The sequence below is a fragment of the Mesobacillus foraminis genome (genome assembly GCF_004340465.1).
GTDB classification, from domain to species: Bacteria; Bacillota; Bacilli; order Bacillales; family Cytobacillaceae; genus Mesobacillus_B; species Mesobacillus_B foraminis.
Genome location: NZ_SLVV01000017.1, coordinates 50,749 through 67,501, shown reverse-complemented (window position 1 = coordinate 67,501; position 16,753 = coordinate 50,749). Strand labels below are relative to the sequence as shown.

The 16,753-nt window shown below is 44.5% G+C and carries 15 protein-coding genes and 1 other annotated feature; of the genes, 14 read left to right on the top strand and 1 reads right to left on the bottom strand.

Going from position 1 to position 16,753, the window contains the following annotated elements:
* Nucleotides 1-1,288: 1,288 nt before the first annotated feature.
* A complete protein-coding gene (locus EV146_RS27330) occupies nt 1,289-1,447 on the bottom strand; it encodes a hypothetical protein (protein ID WP_158287212.1) in 159 nt (52 codons plus the stop codon).
* A gap of 427 nt (nt 1,448-1,874) precedes the next feature.
* Here EV146_RS27330 and EV146_RS24595 point away from each other — a divergent pair, with 427 nt between their 5' ends.
* From EV146_RS24595 to rlmB, 14 genes are all read left to right on the top strand, one after another.
* Nucleotides 1,875-2,336 carry a CtsR family transcriptional regulator gene (locus EV146_RS24595; RefSeq protein WP_121610339.1) on the top strand — a complete coding sequence of 154 codons (462 nt, stop codon included), beginning with the start codon at nt 1,875-1,877 and terminating at the stop codon, nt 2,334-2,336.
* Between the two features lie 25 nt (nt 2,337-2,361).
* A complete protein-coding gene (locus EV146_RS24590; protein WP_121610338.1) occupies nt 2,362-2,910 on the top strand; it encodes a protein-arginine kinase activator protein McsA in 549 nt (182 codons plus the stop codon).
* A gap of 3 nt (nt 2,911-2,913) precedes the next feature.
* Nucleotides 2,914-3,984 carry a protein-arginine kinase McsB gene (locus EV146_RS24585; RefSeq protein WP_132011332.1) on the top strand — a complete coding sequence of 357 codons (1,071 nt, stop codon included), beginning with the start codon at nt 2,914-2,916 and terminating at the stop codon, nt 3,982-3,984.
* Between the two features lie 17 nt (nt 3,985-4,001).
* Complete coding sequence (gene clpC, locus EV146_RS24580) at nt 4,002-6,440, top strand: ATP-dependent protease ATP-binding subunit ClpC (protein WP_121610336.1); 2,439 nt, start codon at nt 4,002-4,004, stop codon at nt 6,438-6,440.
* Between the two features lie 264 nt (nt 6,441-6,704).
* The gene (gene radA / locus EV146_RS24575) at nt 6,705-8,084 is read left to right on the top strand and encodes a DNA repair protein RadA (protein ID WP_121610335.1); all 1,380 of its coding nucleotides are present in this window, start codon (nt 6,705-6,707) and stop codon (nt 8,082-8,084) included.
* 5 nt (nt 8,085-8,089) lie between these two features.
* A complete protein-coding gene (gene disA / locus EV146_RS24570) occupies nt 8,090-9,163 on the top strand; it encodes a DNA integrity scanning diadenylate cyclase DisA (protein WP_121610334.1) in 1,074 nt (357 codons plus the stop codon).
* A gap of 200 nt (nt 9,164-9,363) precedes the next feature.
* A complete protein-coding gene (locus EV146_RS24565; RefSeq protein ID WP_121610333.1) occupies nt 9,364-10,449 on the top strand; it encodes a PIN/TRAM domain-containing protein in 1,086 nt (361 codons plus the stop codon).
* Nucleotides 10,450-10,468: 19 nt separating this feature from the next.
* Nucleotides 10,469-11,170: a 2-C-methyl-D-erythritol 4-phosphate cytidylyltransferase gene (ispD, locus tag EV146_RS24560; RefSeq protein WP_132011331.1), complete on the top strand. Its 702-nt coding sequence runs from the start codon at nt 10,469-10,471 to the stop codon at nt 11,168-11,170.
* 40 nt (nt 11,171-11,210) lie between these two features.
* A complete protein-coding gene (gene ispF / locus EV146_RS24555) occupies nt 11,211-11,687 on the top strand; it encodes a 2-C-methyl-D-erythritol 2,4-cyclodiphosphate synthase (RefSeq protein ID WP_121610331.1) in 477 nt (158 codons plus the stop codon).
* Nucleotides 11,688-11,746: 59 nt separating this feature from the next.
* Nucleotides 11,747-13,201, top strand: coding sequence for a glutamate--tRNA ligase (gltX, locus tag EV146_RS24550; protein WP_132011330.1), 1,455 nt, complete (start codon nt 11,747-11,749; stop codon nt 13,199-13,201).
* Nucleotides 13,202-13,264: 63 nt separating this feature from the next.
* Nucleotides 13,265-13,490, top strand: a binding site (T-box leader).
* Between the two features lie 53 nt (nt 13,491-13,543).
* Nucleotides 13,544-14,203 carry a serine O-acetyltransferase gene (cysE, locus tag EV146_RS24545; protein ID WP_121610329.1) on the top strand — a complete coding sequence of 220 codons (660 nt, stop codon included), beginning with the start codon at nt 13,544-13,546 and terminating at the stop codon, nt 14,201-14,203.
* The gene (gene cysS, locus EV146_RS24540) at nt 14,193-15,590 is read left to right on the top strand and encodes a cysteine--tRNA ligase (protein WP_132011329.1); all 1,398 of its coding nucleotides are present in this window, start codon (nt 14,193-14,195) and stop codon (nt 15,588-15,590) included. The genes cysE and cysS overlap by 11 nt, the downstream gene beginning before the upstream one ends.
* A 3-nt stretch (nt 15,591-15,593) precedes the next feature.
* The gene (locus EV146_RS24535; protein WP_132011328.1) at nt 15,594-16,013 is read left to right on the top strand and encodes a Mini-ribonuclease 3; all 420 of its coding nucleotides are present in this window, start codon (nt 15,594-15,596) and stop codon (nt 16,011-16,013) included.
* Nucleotides 16,010-16,753, top strand: a complete 744-nt coding sequence (gene rlmB / locus EV146_RS24530; RefSeq protein ID WP_132011327.1) for a 23S rRNA (guanosine(2251)-2'-O)-methyltransferase RlmB — start codon at nt 16,010-16,012, stop codon at nt 16,751-16,753. The genes EV146_RS24535 and rlmB overlap by 4 nt, the downstream gene beginning before the upstream one ends.

Sequence of the window (16,753 nt, the reverse complement as noted above, 5' to 3'; positions counted from 1 at the left end):
AGCTTCTCAGCGCCGATGGTAGTTGGGGGTTTCCCCCTGTGAGAGTAGGACGTTGCCAGGCACACGAAAGACCAGCTGTATAAGCTGGTCTTTTTTATTGTTTTCACACTCTGACACAGGTTTTTCAATAAACGAGAAGAATCGATGCATAACGGAAAATAATCGATGCATAACTGGAAATAATCAATCGATAATTTGCGAGAATACATGCATAAATGAAAAATGACCTTTTTCTTAGAAATCAACTAGTTAAAATCAGGCATTTGCAGCCAACTTATTGGTTAAACTGATACCCTATTTAGATATATGAATAAATTTTACAGTCCCTTTTAAAACAAAGAAGCTGATTTTTCCCTTGTTTTCACACTCTGGACACAGGTTTTTCAATAAACGAGAAGAATCTATTCATAACCAAAAATAATCAATGCATAACTGGAAACAATCGATCGATAACTAACAAGAATCGATGCATAAATGAAAAATGCCCTTTTTTTTAGAAATCAACTAGTTAAAATCAAGCATTTGCAGCCTACTTATACGTCAAACTGATACCTACTAAGATATATGAATAAAGTTTACAGTCTCTTTTAAAACAAAGAAGCTGGTTTTTCCCTTGTTTTCACAGCTCGGACACAGGTTTTTCAATAAACGAGAAGAATCGATGCATAACTGGAAACAATCGATCGATAACTTGCAAGAAACCATCAATAGAAAATAAAGAGACCTCTTTTCTAAAGACCAACTAGTTAAAATCAAGATTCAGCACCCTACTTATTCGTAAAAATGGTATATTTTTTAGATGAAAGAATATAATTTATAATTCCTTTTAAAACAAGGAACTATGTTTTCATAGCCTGGATACTGGAAATAAAAAAACGAGAGGCTATCCATAGATAAACCAAAATTCACGATGCAATTTCAGATTTATCGGTTGATAACTTGAAGAGGCATCAAAGATAATTTCCCCAAAAGATCAACCAATGTAATTAAGGTATCTACCACAACCTTTCTGCAAACCTGCCCCCCTTTAGATATAAACAACTTAGTTCCCTTTTTTTCTCCTATTTTTCACAGTCCGGCCTCAGGTTTGGAATGAATCAATCCATAAACGATAGTACACCACTTTTGCTATAACCCAACGACTGAATATCAGGTATAAAAGCATATTTTTCACCATTTACTCCCCCTTGAGGCTAAATCTCCAGGAATCATATTCATTTTTAATAGAAAAAAGCTTGTCTTCTCTATAGTTCTCACATATTGGACACTTATTTTTCAATAAATCAAATTACCTTTCTATAAACGCAAAACTAGAATTGCCAAGCTGGACAACGATTGCCTGAAATATAGCCCCTATAAATAGATTCCAGTCTTCCGGCCACACTAAACGAGCTTCCCTTTCAACCCCTGACCTTGGCATCCGCTCCAGATTCCATGGCCGCAGCAAAGCAAAAACCGCCTACTCCGTTAATGCCCGCTCCATCATCTATTTTCTGCAGATAAAACCGTGGATTTCTATTTGGCGGCAGGAATAAAAGCAGGTCAGGAGGAATAGTACTAGAAAATATCTTTTCTGGACTAAAAAGGACAGGTACCAAATTGATTCGCTGCGTATATATTTACATTAAAGAAAGGTGCCTATCAATGATGCAGTTCATGTAAACAGCCTGCAGGAATCGAATGATCCAACTTATTGTCGAACGAAAATCGGTTTGAAATTAATAATGCAGGGTAGAGAATATTATCCTTTCTAATCGGGTTTTGACCTACATAAATATGGACAAAATAGGACTACTGCAGGGGAATTGCAACGTAGGGTTATTTTATGTATAATTAATGTCAAAGATAGTCAAAGTCAGATTGGGGGAGGTTTAGTGAGGAATATATCGGATATCATTGAAGGTTACCTTAAAAAGGTATTGGAGATGAGTGATGAAGATCTCGTTGAAATTAAGCGAAGTGAAATCGCCGATAAATTTGAGTGCGTACCGTCCCAAATTAATTATGTGATAAATACAAGGTTTACGATTGAGCGCGGCTATATAGTTGAAAGCAAGCGGGGCGGGGGCGGATATATCCGCATTATGAAAGTGCAGACTCAGGATCATGCCCAACTGATTGATCAGCTGTTAGCGCTTATTAATCATCGAATCCCCCAGGCAAGCGCAGAGCATGTAGTCTACAGGCTGGTGGATGAGGAAGTCATTACGAGCAGGGAGGCTAAAATCATGCTTAGTGTTTTAGACCGTTCTGTCCTGCATATAGAACTTCCCCAGAGAGATGAGCTGCGTTCGAGAATGCTTCGGGCGATGTTAGTAGCAATTAAGTATAAGTGAGGCAAGGCGACTGTGAGGTGTAAGCATGATATGCCAGGAATGTAATCAAAGGCCGGCAACTTTGCATTTTACAAATATCAGTAATGGCGACAAAACGGAAATGCACTTATGTGAACGGTGTGCACAGGAACAGGGCGAAATGTTTATGATGAATCAGGGTTCGGGTTTTTCTATTAATAACCTATTGGCCGGTCTTCTCAACATGGAGCCCTCTTTTCAGACTAAAAAACAGGAAGCGTTTCATCAGGAACATGTCCTCAAGTGCAACCATTGTTCCATGACTTTTCCTCAATTTGTGAAGGTTGGCCGGTTTGGATGTGCCAATTGTTATGAGACATTCAAAGGGCAATTACCGCCGATCATCCGCAGGCTCCATAGCGGAAATTCAACACATATGGGCAAGATTCCAAGACGGATTGGCGGAAACATCCAGATTCAGAGAAACATAGCAAATTTAAAGCAAGTGCTAAGTGAGCATATTTCCAAAGAAGAGTTTGAAAAGGCTGTTGAGGTACGTGATCAAATTCGTTCATTGGAAAAGCAGCTTGAGGATAAGCGCAAGGGAGGGGAATAAGGGATGTCTTTGGAACGATTTATCAGTCAGGCAGTAAGTTCCTGGATGAGTGAAGACGGACCGGATTCAGACATCGTCCTAAGTTCCCGAATTCGTTTGGCCAGGAATTTAAGTGAAATAAACTTTCCTACTTTGGCAACAAATGAGGAATCGGGGAAGGTTATCGAAACCATTGAAGATCGAATCAGCAAAGGTCCTGCTCCAGGGTTTGGTAAAATGGAGCTCTTAAAAATGGATGATATCAAGCCGCTGCAAAAAAGGGTGTTAGTCGAAAAGCATTTGATCAGCCCGCATTTAGCGGAGAATGCTCCACATGGTGCTTTCCTTCTTTCTGAAAATGAAGAAATAAGCATTATGATCAATGAGGAGGACCATATTCGGATTCAGTGCCTGTTTCCGGGACTCCAGCTCACGGAAGCCCTGGAGGCAGCAAATCTCATCGATGATTGGCTTGAGGAGAACATTAATTATGCTTTCGACGAACACTATGGTTATTTAACCAGCTGTCCCACAAATGCTGGGACCGGCTTAAGGGCCTCGGTCATGATGCATTTGCCAGGGCTGGTCCTGACAAGGCAGATGAACCGTATCCTGCCGGCAATCAACCAGCTTGGCCTCGTAGTCAGGGGGATATACGGTGAAGGCAGTGAAGCTTTAGGAAATATATTTCAGATATCGAACCAAATCACTCTGGGCAAGTCGGAAGAAGATATAGTTGAAGATCTAAATAGTGTAGTTTCCCAGCTGATCGCACAGGAAAGGTCGGCAAGGGGCGCATTACAGAAGACATCAAACATACAATTAGAGGATAGAGTGTTCAGGTCTTATGGAACCTTGGCTCATAGCAGGATTATCGAAACGAAGGAAGCTGCGAACTGTCTTTCGGATGTCCGGCTTGGCATAGATATGGGATATATTAAAGATATTCCCAGGAACATACTGAATGAACTTATGATTTTAACTCAGCCGGGTTTTTTACAACAATATGCAGGAGGTCCGCTCAGTCCCGACGAAAGGGATATAAGAAGGGCCGCCTTTATTAGAGAAAGAATCAATATGGAAAAGAACCAATAATAAGGAGGATGAGCTTTATGATGTTTGGTCGGTTTACAGAAAGAGCACAAAAAGTGCTAGCACTTGCACAGGAAGAAGCAATACGCCTTGGACATAATAATATTGGGACAGAACATATCCTCCTCGGCCTGGTCCGTGAAGGAGAAGGCATTGCTGCCAAGGCACTATACGGCTTAGGCCTGGGTGCAGAAAAGATCCAGAAAGAAGTGGAAAATCTGATTGGAAGAGGGCAGGAAGGATCCCAAACCATTCATTATACACCCAGGGCAAAAAAGGTTATCGAGCTTTCCATGGATGAGGCACGCAAACTGGGTCATTCATATGTGGGTACCGAGCATATCCTGCTTGGACTGATCCGTGAAGGAGAAGGTGTGGCAGCACGAGTCCTTAATAATCTTGGTGTTAGCCTGAACAAAGCGAGGCAGCAGGTTCTTCAATTATTGGGCAGCAATGAATCTTCAAGCCATCAGGGCGGAGGTTCCGTGAATGCCAATACTCCAACATTGGATAGCCTCGCCAGGGACTTGACTGCTATTGCCCGTGAAGGCAGCCTGGATCCAGTTATCGGCAGAAGCAAGGAAATTCAAAGGGTAATAGAAGTGCTAAGCCGCCGGACCAAGAATAATCCAGTATTGATTGGAGAGCCAGGGGTTGGTAAAACAGCTATTGCCGAAGGCCTTGCACAGCAAATCGTGAATAATGAAGTCCCGGAAATTTTAAGGGATAAACGCGTTATGACACTCGATATGGGAACGGTTGTTGCCGGTACAAAATATCGGGGAGAGTTTGAGGACCGCTTGAAGAAAGTGATGGATGAAATTCGCCAGGCTGGCAATATTATTCTTTTCATTGATGAATTGCATACCTTAATTGGTGCAGGTGGAGCAGAGGGGGCCATTGATGCTTCGAATATTTTAAAACCATCCCTTGCACGCGGCGAACTTCAGTGTATCGGTGCCACTACTCTGGATGAATATCGCAAATATATTGAAAAGGATGCGGCCTTGGAAAGACGCTTCCAGCCAATTACTGTTGATGAACCGACTGCGGAAGAATCCGTTCAGATTCTAAAAGGCTTAAGGGACCGTTATGAGGCACATCACAGAGTATCGATTACAGATGAGGCAATTGATGCAGCAGTAAAATTATCCGATCGTTATATTTCCGATCGCTTCCTGCCTGATAAGGCCATTGATTTGATCGATGAGGCTGGGTCCAAGGTGCGTCTCCGTTCCTATACAACCCCTCCAAACTTAAAAGAGCTTGAAGTGAAATTGGAGGAAGTTCGCAAGGAAAAGGATGCTTCAGTCCAAAGTCAGGAATTTGAAAAAGCTGCTTCCTTAAGGGATACGGAACAGCGCCTTCGTGAACAGCTTGAAAATACCAAGAAAACCTGGAAAGAGAAGCAAGGGCAGGAGAACAGCGAAGTGACAGTCGAGGATATCGCCAATGTTGTCTCCAGCTGGACGGGAATCCCTGTTTCCAAGCTCGCTCAGACAGAAACAGATAAGCTCTTGAAGCTTGAAGAAATTCTCCACTCCCGCCTGATTGGGCAGGAAGAAGCGGTTAAAGCTGTATCAAAGGCTGTGCGCCGCGCCAGAGCTGGTTTGAAGGACCCTAAACGTCCAATTGGATCATTCATTTTCCTTGGACCAACAGGGGTTGGTAAAACGGAATTGGCCCGTGCTCTTGCAGAATCCATGTTCGGCGACGAGGATGCCATGATCCGCGTAGATATGTCAGAATATATGGAGAAGCACTCGACTTCCCGCCTGGTCGGTTCACCTCCTGGTTATGTGGGTTATGAAGAAGGCGGACAGCTTACAGAGAAGGTGCGCAGAAAGCCTTACTCCGTCGTCCTGCTTGATGAAATCGAAAAAGCTCATCCGGATGTCTTCAATATCCTGCTTCAGGTTCTTGAAGACGGCCGCCTGACAGACTCAAAAGGACGCACAGTCGACTTCCGCAATACCGTGCTGATCATGACCTCAAACGTTGGAGCGGAAGCTTTGAAACGCAATAAGTATGTCGGCTTTAACATCCAGGATGGAGAACAGGATTACAAGGATATGAAAGGAAAAGTCATGGAGGAATTAAAGAAAGCATTCCGTCCTGAGTTCCTGAACCGTATCGATGAAATCATTGTCTTCCATGCTCTTGAAAAAGAACATCTAAAACAAATTGTAACCTTGATGTCCGACCAGTTAATGAAGCGTCTGACAGAACAGGATATCCATCTTGAACTGACAGAAGCCGCCAAAGAGAAAATCTCGGAAGAAGGATATGATCCGGAATATGGTGCCCGTCCTTTGCGCAGGGCCATTCAGAAGCATATTGAAGACCAGCTGTCTGAAGAGCTGTTAAAAGGGACAGTATTAAGAGGACAGAATGTGGTTATTGATGTCGAAAATGGGGAGTTTACCGTGAAAACTCCCGAGCGAACAGTTAATAAATAACTCTATTATCCTTTATAATAAAGAGGTATACGTATGAATGTGTACGTATACCTTTTCTATTACCCTGGATCTGTTAAACTCGCTGATATTCGCTGTGGGGATGCGGAGAAGCCTCATTGGTTCTTAATTGCTCCTGGGGGTCTCCCTTTATCCGCTCATCCTTCTGCAAATCAACCGAGTTTTCGGAACCCTTAAACATCTTTGAATTACCCAGCAGCTTTTATGAGATAGACAGCTAGGAAGTTAGCGAGAGGAAGAATACAAATGGCAAAACGAAAAACGAAATTCATGTGCCAGGAATGCGGATATGAATCTCCCAAATGGATGGGCAAATGCCCTGGGTGTGGCCAATGGAACAAGATGGTGGAAGAAACGGAGAGTACCGGGACAGGCCGCAGGGGAGCTTTTACCAACACTAGCAGCCCTGGACTGGCAGCTAAGGCAACTCCGATAACATCAATTGAAACGGTTAGTGAGCCTAGGATAAAAACTGAGCTGAAAGAATTGAACCGGGTGCTTGGCGGGGGAGTCGTGAAAGGATCGCTTGTTCTTATCGGCGGAGACCCGGGGATTGGGAAATCCACACTTTTGCTCCAGGTATCGTATCAGCTTGCAAAGATAGGGCAGTCCGTCCTTTATATTTCGGGCGAAGAATCGATGAGGCAGACTAAGCTCAGGGCGGAAAGGCTGTCCGTTTCATCGGAGAACCTGCTCGTATATTCGGAAACCAATCTGGAACAAATTAGCTCAACCATTGAGAAGTCCAATCCGGACTTTGTAATCGTGGATTCCATTCAGACTGTCTTCCATCCGGAGGTGACCTCTGCACCCGGAAGTGTTTCACAGGTTAGGGAATGCACAGCTGAACTCATGAGGATTGCTAAAACAAAAGGGATAGCTATTTTTATTGTTGGCCATGTCACAAAGGAAGGGTCCATTGCAGGTCCTCGCCTCCTTGAGCACATGGTGGACACTGTCCTTTATTTCGAGGGAGAGCGGCACCACACGTACAGGATTTTGAGGGCGGTTAAAAATCGGTTTGGTTCAACCAATGAAATGGGTATTTTTGAAATGAAGGAGAGCGGATTGGAAGAGGTGGCCAATCCATCTGAAATATTTCTGGAGGAACGGTCACAGGGTGCTTCGGGGTCCACCGTGGTCGCATCCATGGAAGGCACAAGGCCTGTCCTTGTAGAAGTCCAGGCACTCATTTCGCCAACGAGCTTTGGGAACCCGAGAAGGATGGCGACTGGGATTGATCATAATAGAGTAAGCCTGCTTATGGCTGTGCTAGAAAAAAGAGTTGGACTGCTGCTTCAGAATCAGGATGCCTATCTGAAAGTTGCAGGAGGGGTTAAGTTGGATGAGCCGGCCATTGACCTGGCCATTGCGGTCAGCATTGCTTCAAGCTTTCGTGATAAGCCAACAAGACCCTCGGATTGTATTATCGGCGAGGTTGGCCTTACAGGCGAAGTAAGGCGTGTATCGAGAATCGAGCAAAGGGTACAGGAAGCCGCTAAACTTGGGTTTGAGCGAATCATCTTGCCTGAAAATAACCTTGGCGGGTGGACGGGTCCCAGAGGCATTCAGCTTATAGGTGTGTCATCGGTCAGCCAGGCATTAAAAGTAACGTTGGAGGGATAGCCGAATTGGAAAATAAAGGCCTGGAAGATAAAGCTTTAAGTGAAATTCTTCAGTTTATTGCTCCCGGAACTCCTTTAAGGGAGGGCATCGATAATGTTCTACGGGCTAATACAGGCGGGCTCATTGTCGTTGGGTATAATGACAAGGTCAAAGAACTGGTTGATGGAGGTTTTCAAATAGACTGCAGGTTCAGTCCCAGCTCCTTGTATGAATTGGCTAAAATGGATGGGGCCATTATTTTGAATGATACTGGCAATCGTATTTTGATTGCGAATGCCCAGCTGGCACCAGACCCTGTTGTATCGTCAACAGAAACGGGGATGCGCCACCGGACAGCAGAACGGGTCGCAAAGCAAACCAAGGCCCTCGTCATTGCCATCTCGCAGCGGAGGACCGTCATCACTCTTTATCAAGGCAATCTCCGTTATTCACTAAGGGAAATTTCAGTGATTCTTGCCAAGGCGAACCAGGCTATCCAGACCCTTGAAAAGTACAAAATTGTATTGGAACGAAGCATTGCCAATCTGGGCCTTTTGGAATATGAAGAGCTTGTTACATATAACGATTTGCTGCAGGTAATGCATAGGGTTGAAATGGTCCTGAGAATTAAAAATGAATTAATGTCATATTTGAGCGAACTTGGCGTTGAAGGACGGCTTGTCCGCCTGCAGATGCTGGAGTTAATGACCGATATTGAAAAGGAAACCATCCATTTGATTAAGGATTATTACTGTGAACCTGAACTTAGGGCGAATGAAGTTTTAGCCCGGCTGCAGGAGCTGGCGAAAGCAAGTGTAATTGAGGACTCGGTCATTTTAAAATTGCTTGGATACCAGGGCTACATTCATCTAGAGGAAGCAATTTATCCTCGAGGGTACAGGATCCTGAACAAGATTCCCCGCCTTCCGATTATCATCATTGAGAACCTTGTAAAGCGGTTCGGAAGACTGCCAGCCATCGCTTCCGCCACTGTAGCCGACCTTGATGAAGTAGAAGGAATAGGGGAAGTCAGGGCGAGAAAGATAAAAGAAGGGCTGAAGTTAATCAGGGAACAGCTTACTGCCGATCGTCATATGTGATGTTTCCGGCTATTATTTGACACTCCCGGAGCCCTGATGCTACTTTTAAGGAAGAGTTAAACCTATCGCTATGATAAAAACACCAGTGTTACAAACAGATTGTAAAGATGTGCTGTCTGTTAATATTTCTTAAAAAACTCTTTAAGCTCAGGTTTCAAATTATGGAAATTGTTTATAATGATGAACAAGGAGGTGAAGGGATGTTAAGACGTATCGTTCAAGCCTGTTTTCTGATTATTGGAGGGACGCTTGGAATATTCTTAATTCCTGATTTACTATCGTTAGCCAATCTTGAGGACATACCTCTAATTGCTAATCCGTATGTTTCGGCTGTACTTGGTGCACTTATCTTTTACTTAATTACTTTTTGGGCAGTTGATTATGTAACCAATTTTATTAGATGGGTGGAAGAGTCGTTAGTAAAATTGCCAATTACCGATGTTCTTTTCGGCAGTGTAGGTTTATTTTTCGGCCTATTGGTTGCCTTTTTAATCGGATTTGCCCTGAATGCAATTCAAGTACCTATTTTTAATACGGTGGCACCAGCATTACTTACCCTGTTATTTGGATATCTTGGTTTTCAGGTTGGGTTCAAAAAACGAGATGAATTGCTCGGGCTTTTTTCACCCCGGAAGAAAAAAGGGGCTGAAGACGATGATACTGAAAAGGAAGCATCCGCTGCCTGGAAAATTCTTGACACCTCGGTCATTATCGATGGGCGGATTGCCGATATCTGCCAGACCGGATTCCTTGAGGGAACAATTGTGATTCCTCAATTCGTTCTGGAGGAACTGCAGCATATCGCCGATTCTTCAGATGTGCTAAAGCGGAACCGCGGCCGTCGGGGTCTTGATATCCTGAATCGGATCCAGAAGGAGCTCGCCATAAAAGTTGATATTTATGAAGGCGACTTTGAAGAAATTCAGGAAGTGGACAGCAAGCTTGTCAAACTGGCAAAATTGACGAGTGGTGTTGTGGTCACAAATGATTTTAATTTAAATAAAGTCTGTGAACTTCAAGGTGTGGCTGTGTTGAATATTAATGATCTGGCTAATGCCGTTAAGCCTGTCGTTCTTCCGGGAGAAGAATTGAGCATCCAGGTGATCAAAGACGGCAAAGAACATAATCAAGGCATTGCCTACCTCGATGATGGGACTATGATTGTCGTTGAAGAGGGACGGGATTACATTGGGAAACGAATTGATGTCCTCGTCACCAGTGTGCTGCAGACATCTGCAGGAAGAATGATTTTTGCCAAGCCAAAGCTATTAGAAAAAGCGTTATAGACAGATTGGAGTTTTTGTTATGGCTTACCAGGTCGTAATCCCTGCAGCGGGCCAGGGGAAGAGGATGGGAGCGGGGAGAAACAAGCTTTTTTTACCATTGGATGGGATTCCAGTCCTGATCCATACTTTAAAAGTATTTGAAGAGGATGGCGAGTGCAGCGGGATTATCCTTGCAATACATCCGGATGACGAACAGGCATTTAAGCAGCTATTAATGCAATATGGCATCCAAAAAGTTACCAGCTTTGTCTACGGAGGCAAGGAGCGCCAAGACAGCGTGTATGGCGGAGTCAAGGCCCTTGCTGTAGATGGAACTGTGCTTGTCCACGATGGCGCCAGACCATTTATCAAACAGCAAACCATTCATGAGCTGGTAAAGGCTGCAGAAAAGGATGGGGCCGCAATCGCGGCTGTGCCGGTAAAGGATACAATAAAAAAAGCGGAAGATCTCCAGGTAACAGAAACAATTGAGCGTTCCAGCTTGTGGGCAGTCCAAACCCCACAAGCTTTTCGCATTTCTGTTCTCCGTAAAGCCCATGAAGAGGCCGCAAAGAATGACTTTGTTGGCACAGATGATGCCAGTCTTGTTGAGAGGCTGCCGCATAAAGTAGTTATTATTGAAGGCGATTATGATAATATAAAGCTGACTACGCCTGAAGATGTGTATTTTGCCGAAGCGATATTAAGAAAAAGGCAGAATCAGGGAAGGCTTTCCTTTTAAACATCTATAGAATTCTAATTATGGAAAAGGAGTAAAATGCATGTTTCGAATTGGACAAGGATTCGATGTACACCAGCTGACCGAGGGACGGCCTTTGATCATTGGCGGGGTAACGATTCCTTATGAAAAAGGTCTTTTGGGTCATTCTGATGCGGATGTCCTTCTGCATACAATTGCCGATGCCTGTCTTGGGGCGGTTGGCGAGGGGGATATCGGCAGACATTTTCCTGATACCGACCCTGATTTCAAGGATGCAGATTCTGCAAAGCTGCTGGAGGAAGTCTGGAGAATTGTTAAGGAAAAGGGCTACCGGCTTGGCAACGTGGATTGTACCATCATTGCCCAGAAACCCAAGATGGCTCCTTACATTGAGCCCATCACAAAGAGAGTAGCAGAGCTGCTTGAAGGAAATGCAGACCAGGTAAATGTAAAGGCTACTACTACGGAGAAACTTGGTTTTACCGGCCGTGGGGAAGGGATCGCTGCACAGGCAGTCATCCTGCTGGAAAAAATTTAAGTCCGTTTGTCTGTTTTTTTATTTCCAGGATAACTGGATGAAGATTAAGGAGGATTTTTATGTCAGATATTCGTGTTCGCTATGCCCCAAGTCCAACGGGTCATTTACATATTGGAAATGCACGTACAGCTCTTTTTAATTATTTATTTGCACGCAATCAGGGCGGCAAATTCATTATCCGGATCGAGGATACTGACCAAAAAAGGAATATAGAAGGCGGGGAGCAAAGCCAGCTTCACTATTTGAAGTGGCTCGGCATCGATTGGGATGAAAGCGTGGATATCGGCGGCGAATATGGTCCCTACCGCCAATCGGAACGGAATCATATCTATGAAAAGTACAACCAGGAGCTTTTTGAAAAAGGGCTTGCCTACAAGTGCTATTGCACCGAGGAAGAACTGGAAGCCGAACGTGAAGCACAGATGGAGCGGAATGAAACACCTAAATATTCCGGACGCTGCCGCCATTTATCCAAGGAAGACCAGGAAAAGCTGGAAAAAGAGGGACGAAAGCCAAGCATCCGCTTTAAAGTTCCAGCTGGAAAAATCCTCAGCTTTGACGATATGGTAAAAGGTGAAGTATCATTTGAATCGGATGGCTTTGGGGATTTTGTCATCGTCAAAAAAGATGGCATTCCAACTTATAACTATGCAGTTGTCCTTGACGACCATCTTATGAAAATTTCCCATGTTCTTCGCGGAGATGATCATATTTCAAACACCCCTAAGCAGTTATTGATTTATGAAGCATTTGGGTGGGAGCCTCCTGTGTTTGGCCACATGACTCTCATTGTCAATGAGAGCAGAAAAAAGCTGAGCAAACGGGATGAATCCATTATCCAGTTTATCGAACAGTATGAAGAATTGGGCTATCTTCCGGAAGCATTGTTTAACTTTATAGGCTTGCTTGGCTGGTCCCCAGCGGGTGAGGAGGAAATCTTCTCGAAGGATGAGTTCATAGAGAAGTTTGATTCGTCGAGGCTCTCGAAATCTCCGGCCCTGTTTGACAGGCAAAAGCTTACCTGGATGAACAATCAGTATATGAAGCAGGCTGATCTTGATCGAGTCATTGAGCTTGCCCTTCCGCATTTAATTAAGGCGGGCCGCGTCGATGAAAATCGTTCATTAGAGGCAGACAGCTGGATCCGCAGCCTAATTTCCCTTTATCAGGAGAAAATGAGCTACGGGGCTGAAATTGTGGAGCTTTCCGAAATTTTCTTCCAGACTGATGTTCAGTTCGAGGAAGAGGCCAGGGAGGTGCTGTCAGGCGAACAAGTGCCGGAAGTGCTTCGGGCTTTCCTTGAAGAGATCAGGTCGCTGCCGGAATTTACTGCCTCCCTTATTAAAGGAGCTGTTAAAGCTGTTCAGAAAGGGACAGGGCATAAAGGACAAAAATTATTCATGCCAATTCGTGCGGCAGTGACAGGGCAGACTCATGGACCTGACTTAATGCTGGCGATTGAGCTTCTTGGCAGGGAAAAAGTGGAACAGAGAGTAACAAATCTGCTGGGATAGAATTTTTTATGAAATATGTTAACAGAATTGATGAAATATTATATAGTAAGAGTATTCAATAGCATGAAAGCGTTGAAGAGGAAAAGTAGATAAGTGAAGCTTTTTCAGAGAGAACCATCACCGGCTGAAAGTGGTTCAAGCCTCTCATTTTTTGAAATGCGCCTCGGAGCCCCTGGATGAACGGGAACGGATGTTTCCAACTAGTTTAGGGCGGGTCCCCCCGTTAACAGGATTAAGTTGAGGCTTTTTTGCCTAAACAGAGTGGAACCGCGCACAAAGCGTCTCTGTCATGATGACAGAGGCGTTTTTTTTATTTATAGGGAGCATAAAGGGGGATAGAATATGTTTAAAATGCTAAAGGAAGACATTGAAGTGATATTCGAGCAGGATCCTGCTGCGCGAACCTACCTGGAGGTCGTTTTAACGTATTCAGGCTTGCATGCCATTTGGGCTCACCGGCTGGCTCATGCATGTTTTAAGCGGAAGTTTTATTTTATTGCCAGAGTCATATCCCAGGTGAGCCGCTTCTTTACCGGGATTGAAATCCATCCTGGAGCCAAAATCGGCAAACGTCTATTCATTGATCACGGAATGGGAATCGTCATTGGGGAAACGTGTGAAATTGGCGACAATGTCACGATTTTTCAGGGCGTGACACTGGGAGGAACAGGGAAGGAAAAGGGAAAACGCCACCCTACTGTTATGGATAATGCCCTCATCGCCACTGGGGCAAAAGTGCTTGGTTCCATTACGATCGGCGAAAACTCTAAAATCGGGGCAGGGTCCGTTGTGTTAAAGGATGTCCCGCCGAATTCAACTGTTGTAGGAGTCCCTGGCCGCGTGGTCATTCAGGACGGGGTAAAAATCAAGAAGGACCTAAACCATTCAGATCTTCCGGATCCAACGGCTGATCGCTTCAAGGCGATTGAGGCAGAGATGGCTGAACTGCAAAGAGAGCTTGAAGGGCTAAAGGAAGAAAGGAGAAAAATCAATGCCAATTAAATTATATAATACGTTAACACGTAAAAAGGAAGACTTCATCCCGCTTGAAGAGGGTAAAGTGAAGATGTATGTATGCGGTCCGACCGTTTATAACTATATCCATATAGGAAATGCACGTCCTGCTATTGTATTTGACACTGTTCGCCGCTATCTGGAGTTCAGAGGTTTCGATGTTCGGTTCGTTTCCAACTTTACGGATGTAGACGACAAGCTGATCAGGGCTGCCAATGAGCTTGGGGAGGATGTGCCTGCTCTGGCCGACCGCTTTATCAACGCCTATTTTGAAGATGTTTCCGCATTGGGCTGCAAACGGGCAGATGTGCACCCCCGGGTCACAGAGACTATGGATTTAATCATTGAGTTTATTTCTGCATTGATTGAAAAAGGATATGCATATGAATCAGGCGGGGATGTCTATTACCGGACAAGGGAATTTAAAGAGTACGGGAAGCTGTCTCACCAGTCCATTGATGAGCTGAAAGTTGGAGCGAGAATACAGGTTGGGGAAAAGAAAGAGAATGCCCTGGATTTTGCTCTTTGGAAAACCGCTAAAGAGGGAGAAATTGCCTGGGATAGTCCATGGGGAAAAGGGCGTCCAGGGTGGCACATAGAGTGCTCTGCAATGGCGAGGGAATACCTTGGAGATACGATTGATATTCACGCAGGCGGCCAGGATCTAGCTTTTCCGCATCATGAAAATGAAATCGCCCAGTCTGAAGCTCTGACTGGAAAAACGTTTGCGCGTTATTGGATGCATAACGGTTATATTAATATTAATAACGAGAAAATGTCTAAATCACTTGGAAACTTTGTTTTAGTACATGACATCATTAAAAAACATGATCCTCAGGTCCTGAGATTTTTCATGCTGTCTGTACACTACAGGAATCCAATCAACTACAGTGAAGAGCTTCTGGCTAATACCAAGGCCTCTTTCGAGCGGCTGCAAACCTCTTATGAGAATCTAAAGCACCGCATTGGAGCCAGTACAAATTTAACAGATAACAATGAAGCCTGGCTTGAAAAAATTGAGAAGCTGCATGACCAGTTCGTAGCGGAAATGGATGACGATTTTAATACAGCCAATGCTATATCAGTCCTGTTTGAGCTATCAAAGCTTGCAAATCTCTACTTGCTTGAAAAGAATACTGCCGAGGAGGTCATCCAGGCCTTCATGAACCAGTTTGAAGTGCTGTTCCAGATTCTGGGGCTTACCCCTGGAAGCGAGGATTTGCTGGATGAGGAAATCGAGGCATTGATCGAACAGCGAAATCAAGCCAGGAAAGACCGGGATTTCAAGCTTTCAGACGAGATTCGTGACAAGCTGAAAGAAATGAATATCATTCTTGAAGATACGGCACAAGGGACTAGGTGGAAAAGAGGATAAAGAATGGTTTCAGATACCAGTGTAGTCGATGAAAAACAATTGAACAGTCTGGCTCTCGCATATATGGGTGATGCCGTTTTTGAAAAATATGTACGGCTGCACCTATTGAGAAGCGGGAAGGTAAAGCCCCACAAGCTTCATAAAGAAGCAACAAATTATGTTTCTGCGAAAGCGCAGGCGAAGATCATCCATGCCTTAATGGACAAAGGGGACTTGTCGGAAGAAGAGCTGGCTGTCGTAAGACGCGGCAGGAATGCTAAATCAGGAACAGTCCCAAAGAATACAGATGTCCAGACCTATCGGTACAGCACCGCATTTGAAGCATTGCTTGGCTATCTTTTCCTGGCTGGGCGTGAGGAGCGGCTGCAGGAATTAGTTGACGCCGCTTTTGGAATTGTTGAAGAGGGAGGATCTACATCATGAGTGAAGAATATATCGCAGGAAAAAACCCCGTTATTGAAGCGTTAAAATCGAGCAGGGATATAAATAAAATTTTAATTTCAGAGGGCTCTCAGCGAGGACAGATGCAGCAGGTGACGAAATTGGCAAAAGAGGCGAATGTCATTGTCCAGTTCGTTCCAAAGAAAAAGCTGGATCAGATTTACGAAGGGAACCATCAGGGCGTTGTTGCCCAGGTGGCAGCCTATAAGTACGCAGAGCTTGACGATTTGTTCACAGCAGCAGAGAAGAAGGATGAAGCTCCTTTCTTCCTTCTGCTGGATGAAATTGAAGATCCGCATAATCTTGGGTCCATCATGAGGACTGCTGATGCAGCAGGAGCGCATGGAATTATTATTCCCAAGCGGCGGGCGGTAGGACTGACGGCCACTGTTGCGAAAGCATCGACGGGTGCTATTGAATACATCCCTGTCGTGAGGGTCACCAATCTGTCCAGGACAATAGAAGAATTGAAGGAGCGGGGTGTCTGGATTGCAGGAACCGATGCTTCCGCCAAAGAAGATTACCGGTCCATTGATGGGCCACTGCCGCTGGCGCTTGTAATCGGAAGTGAAGGCAAAGGAATGAGCCGCTTGATCCGCGATAAGTGCGATTTCCTGCTCAGTCTCCCAATGGCCGGGAAAGTGACTTCATTAAATGCTTCAGTGGCTGCATCCTTGCTAATGTATGAAGTGTATCGTAAACGTCATCCGCTAGGACAATAA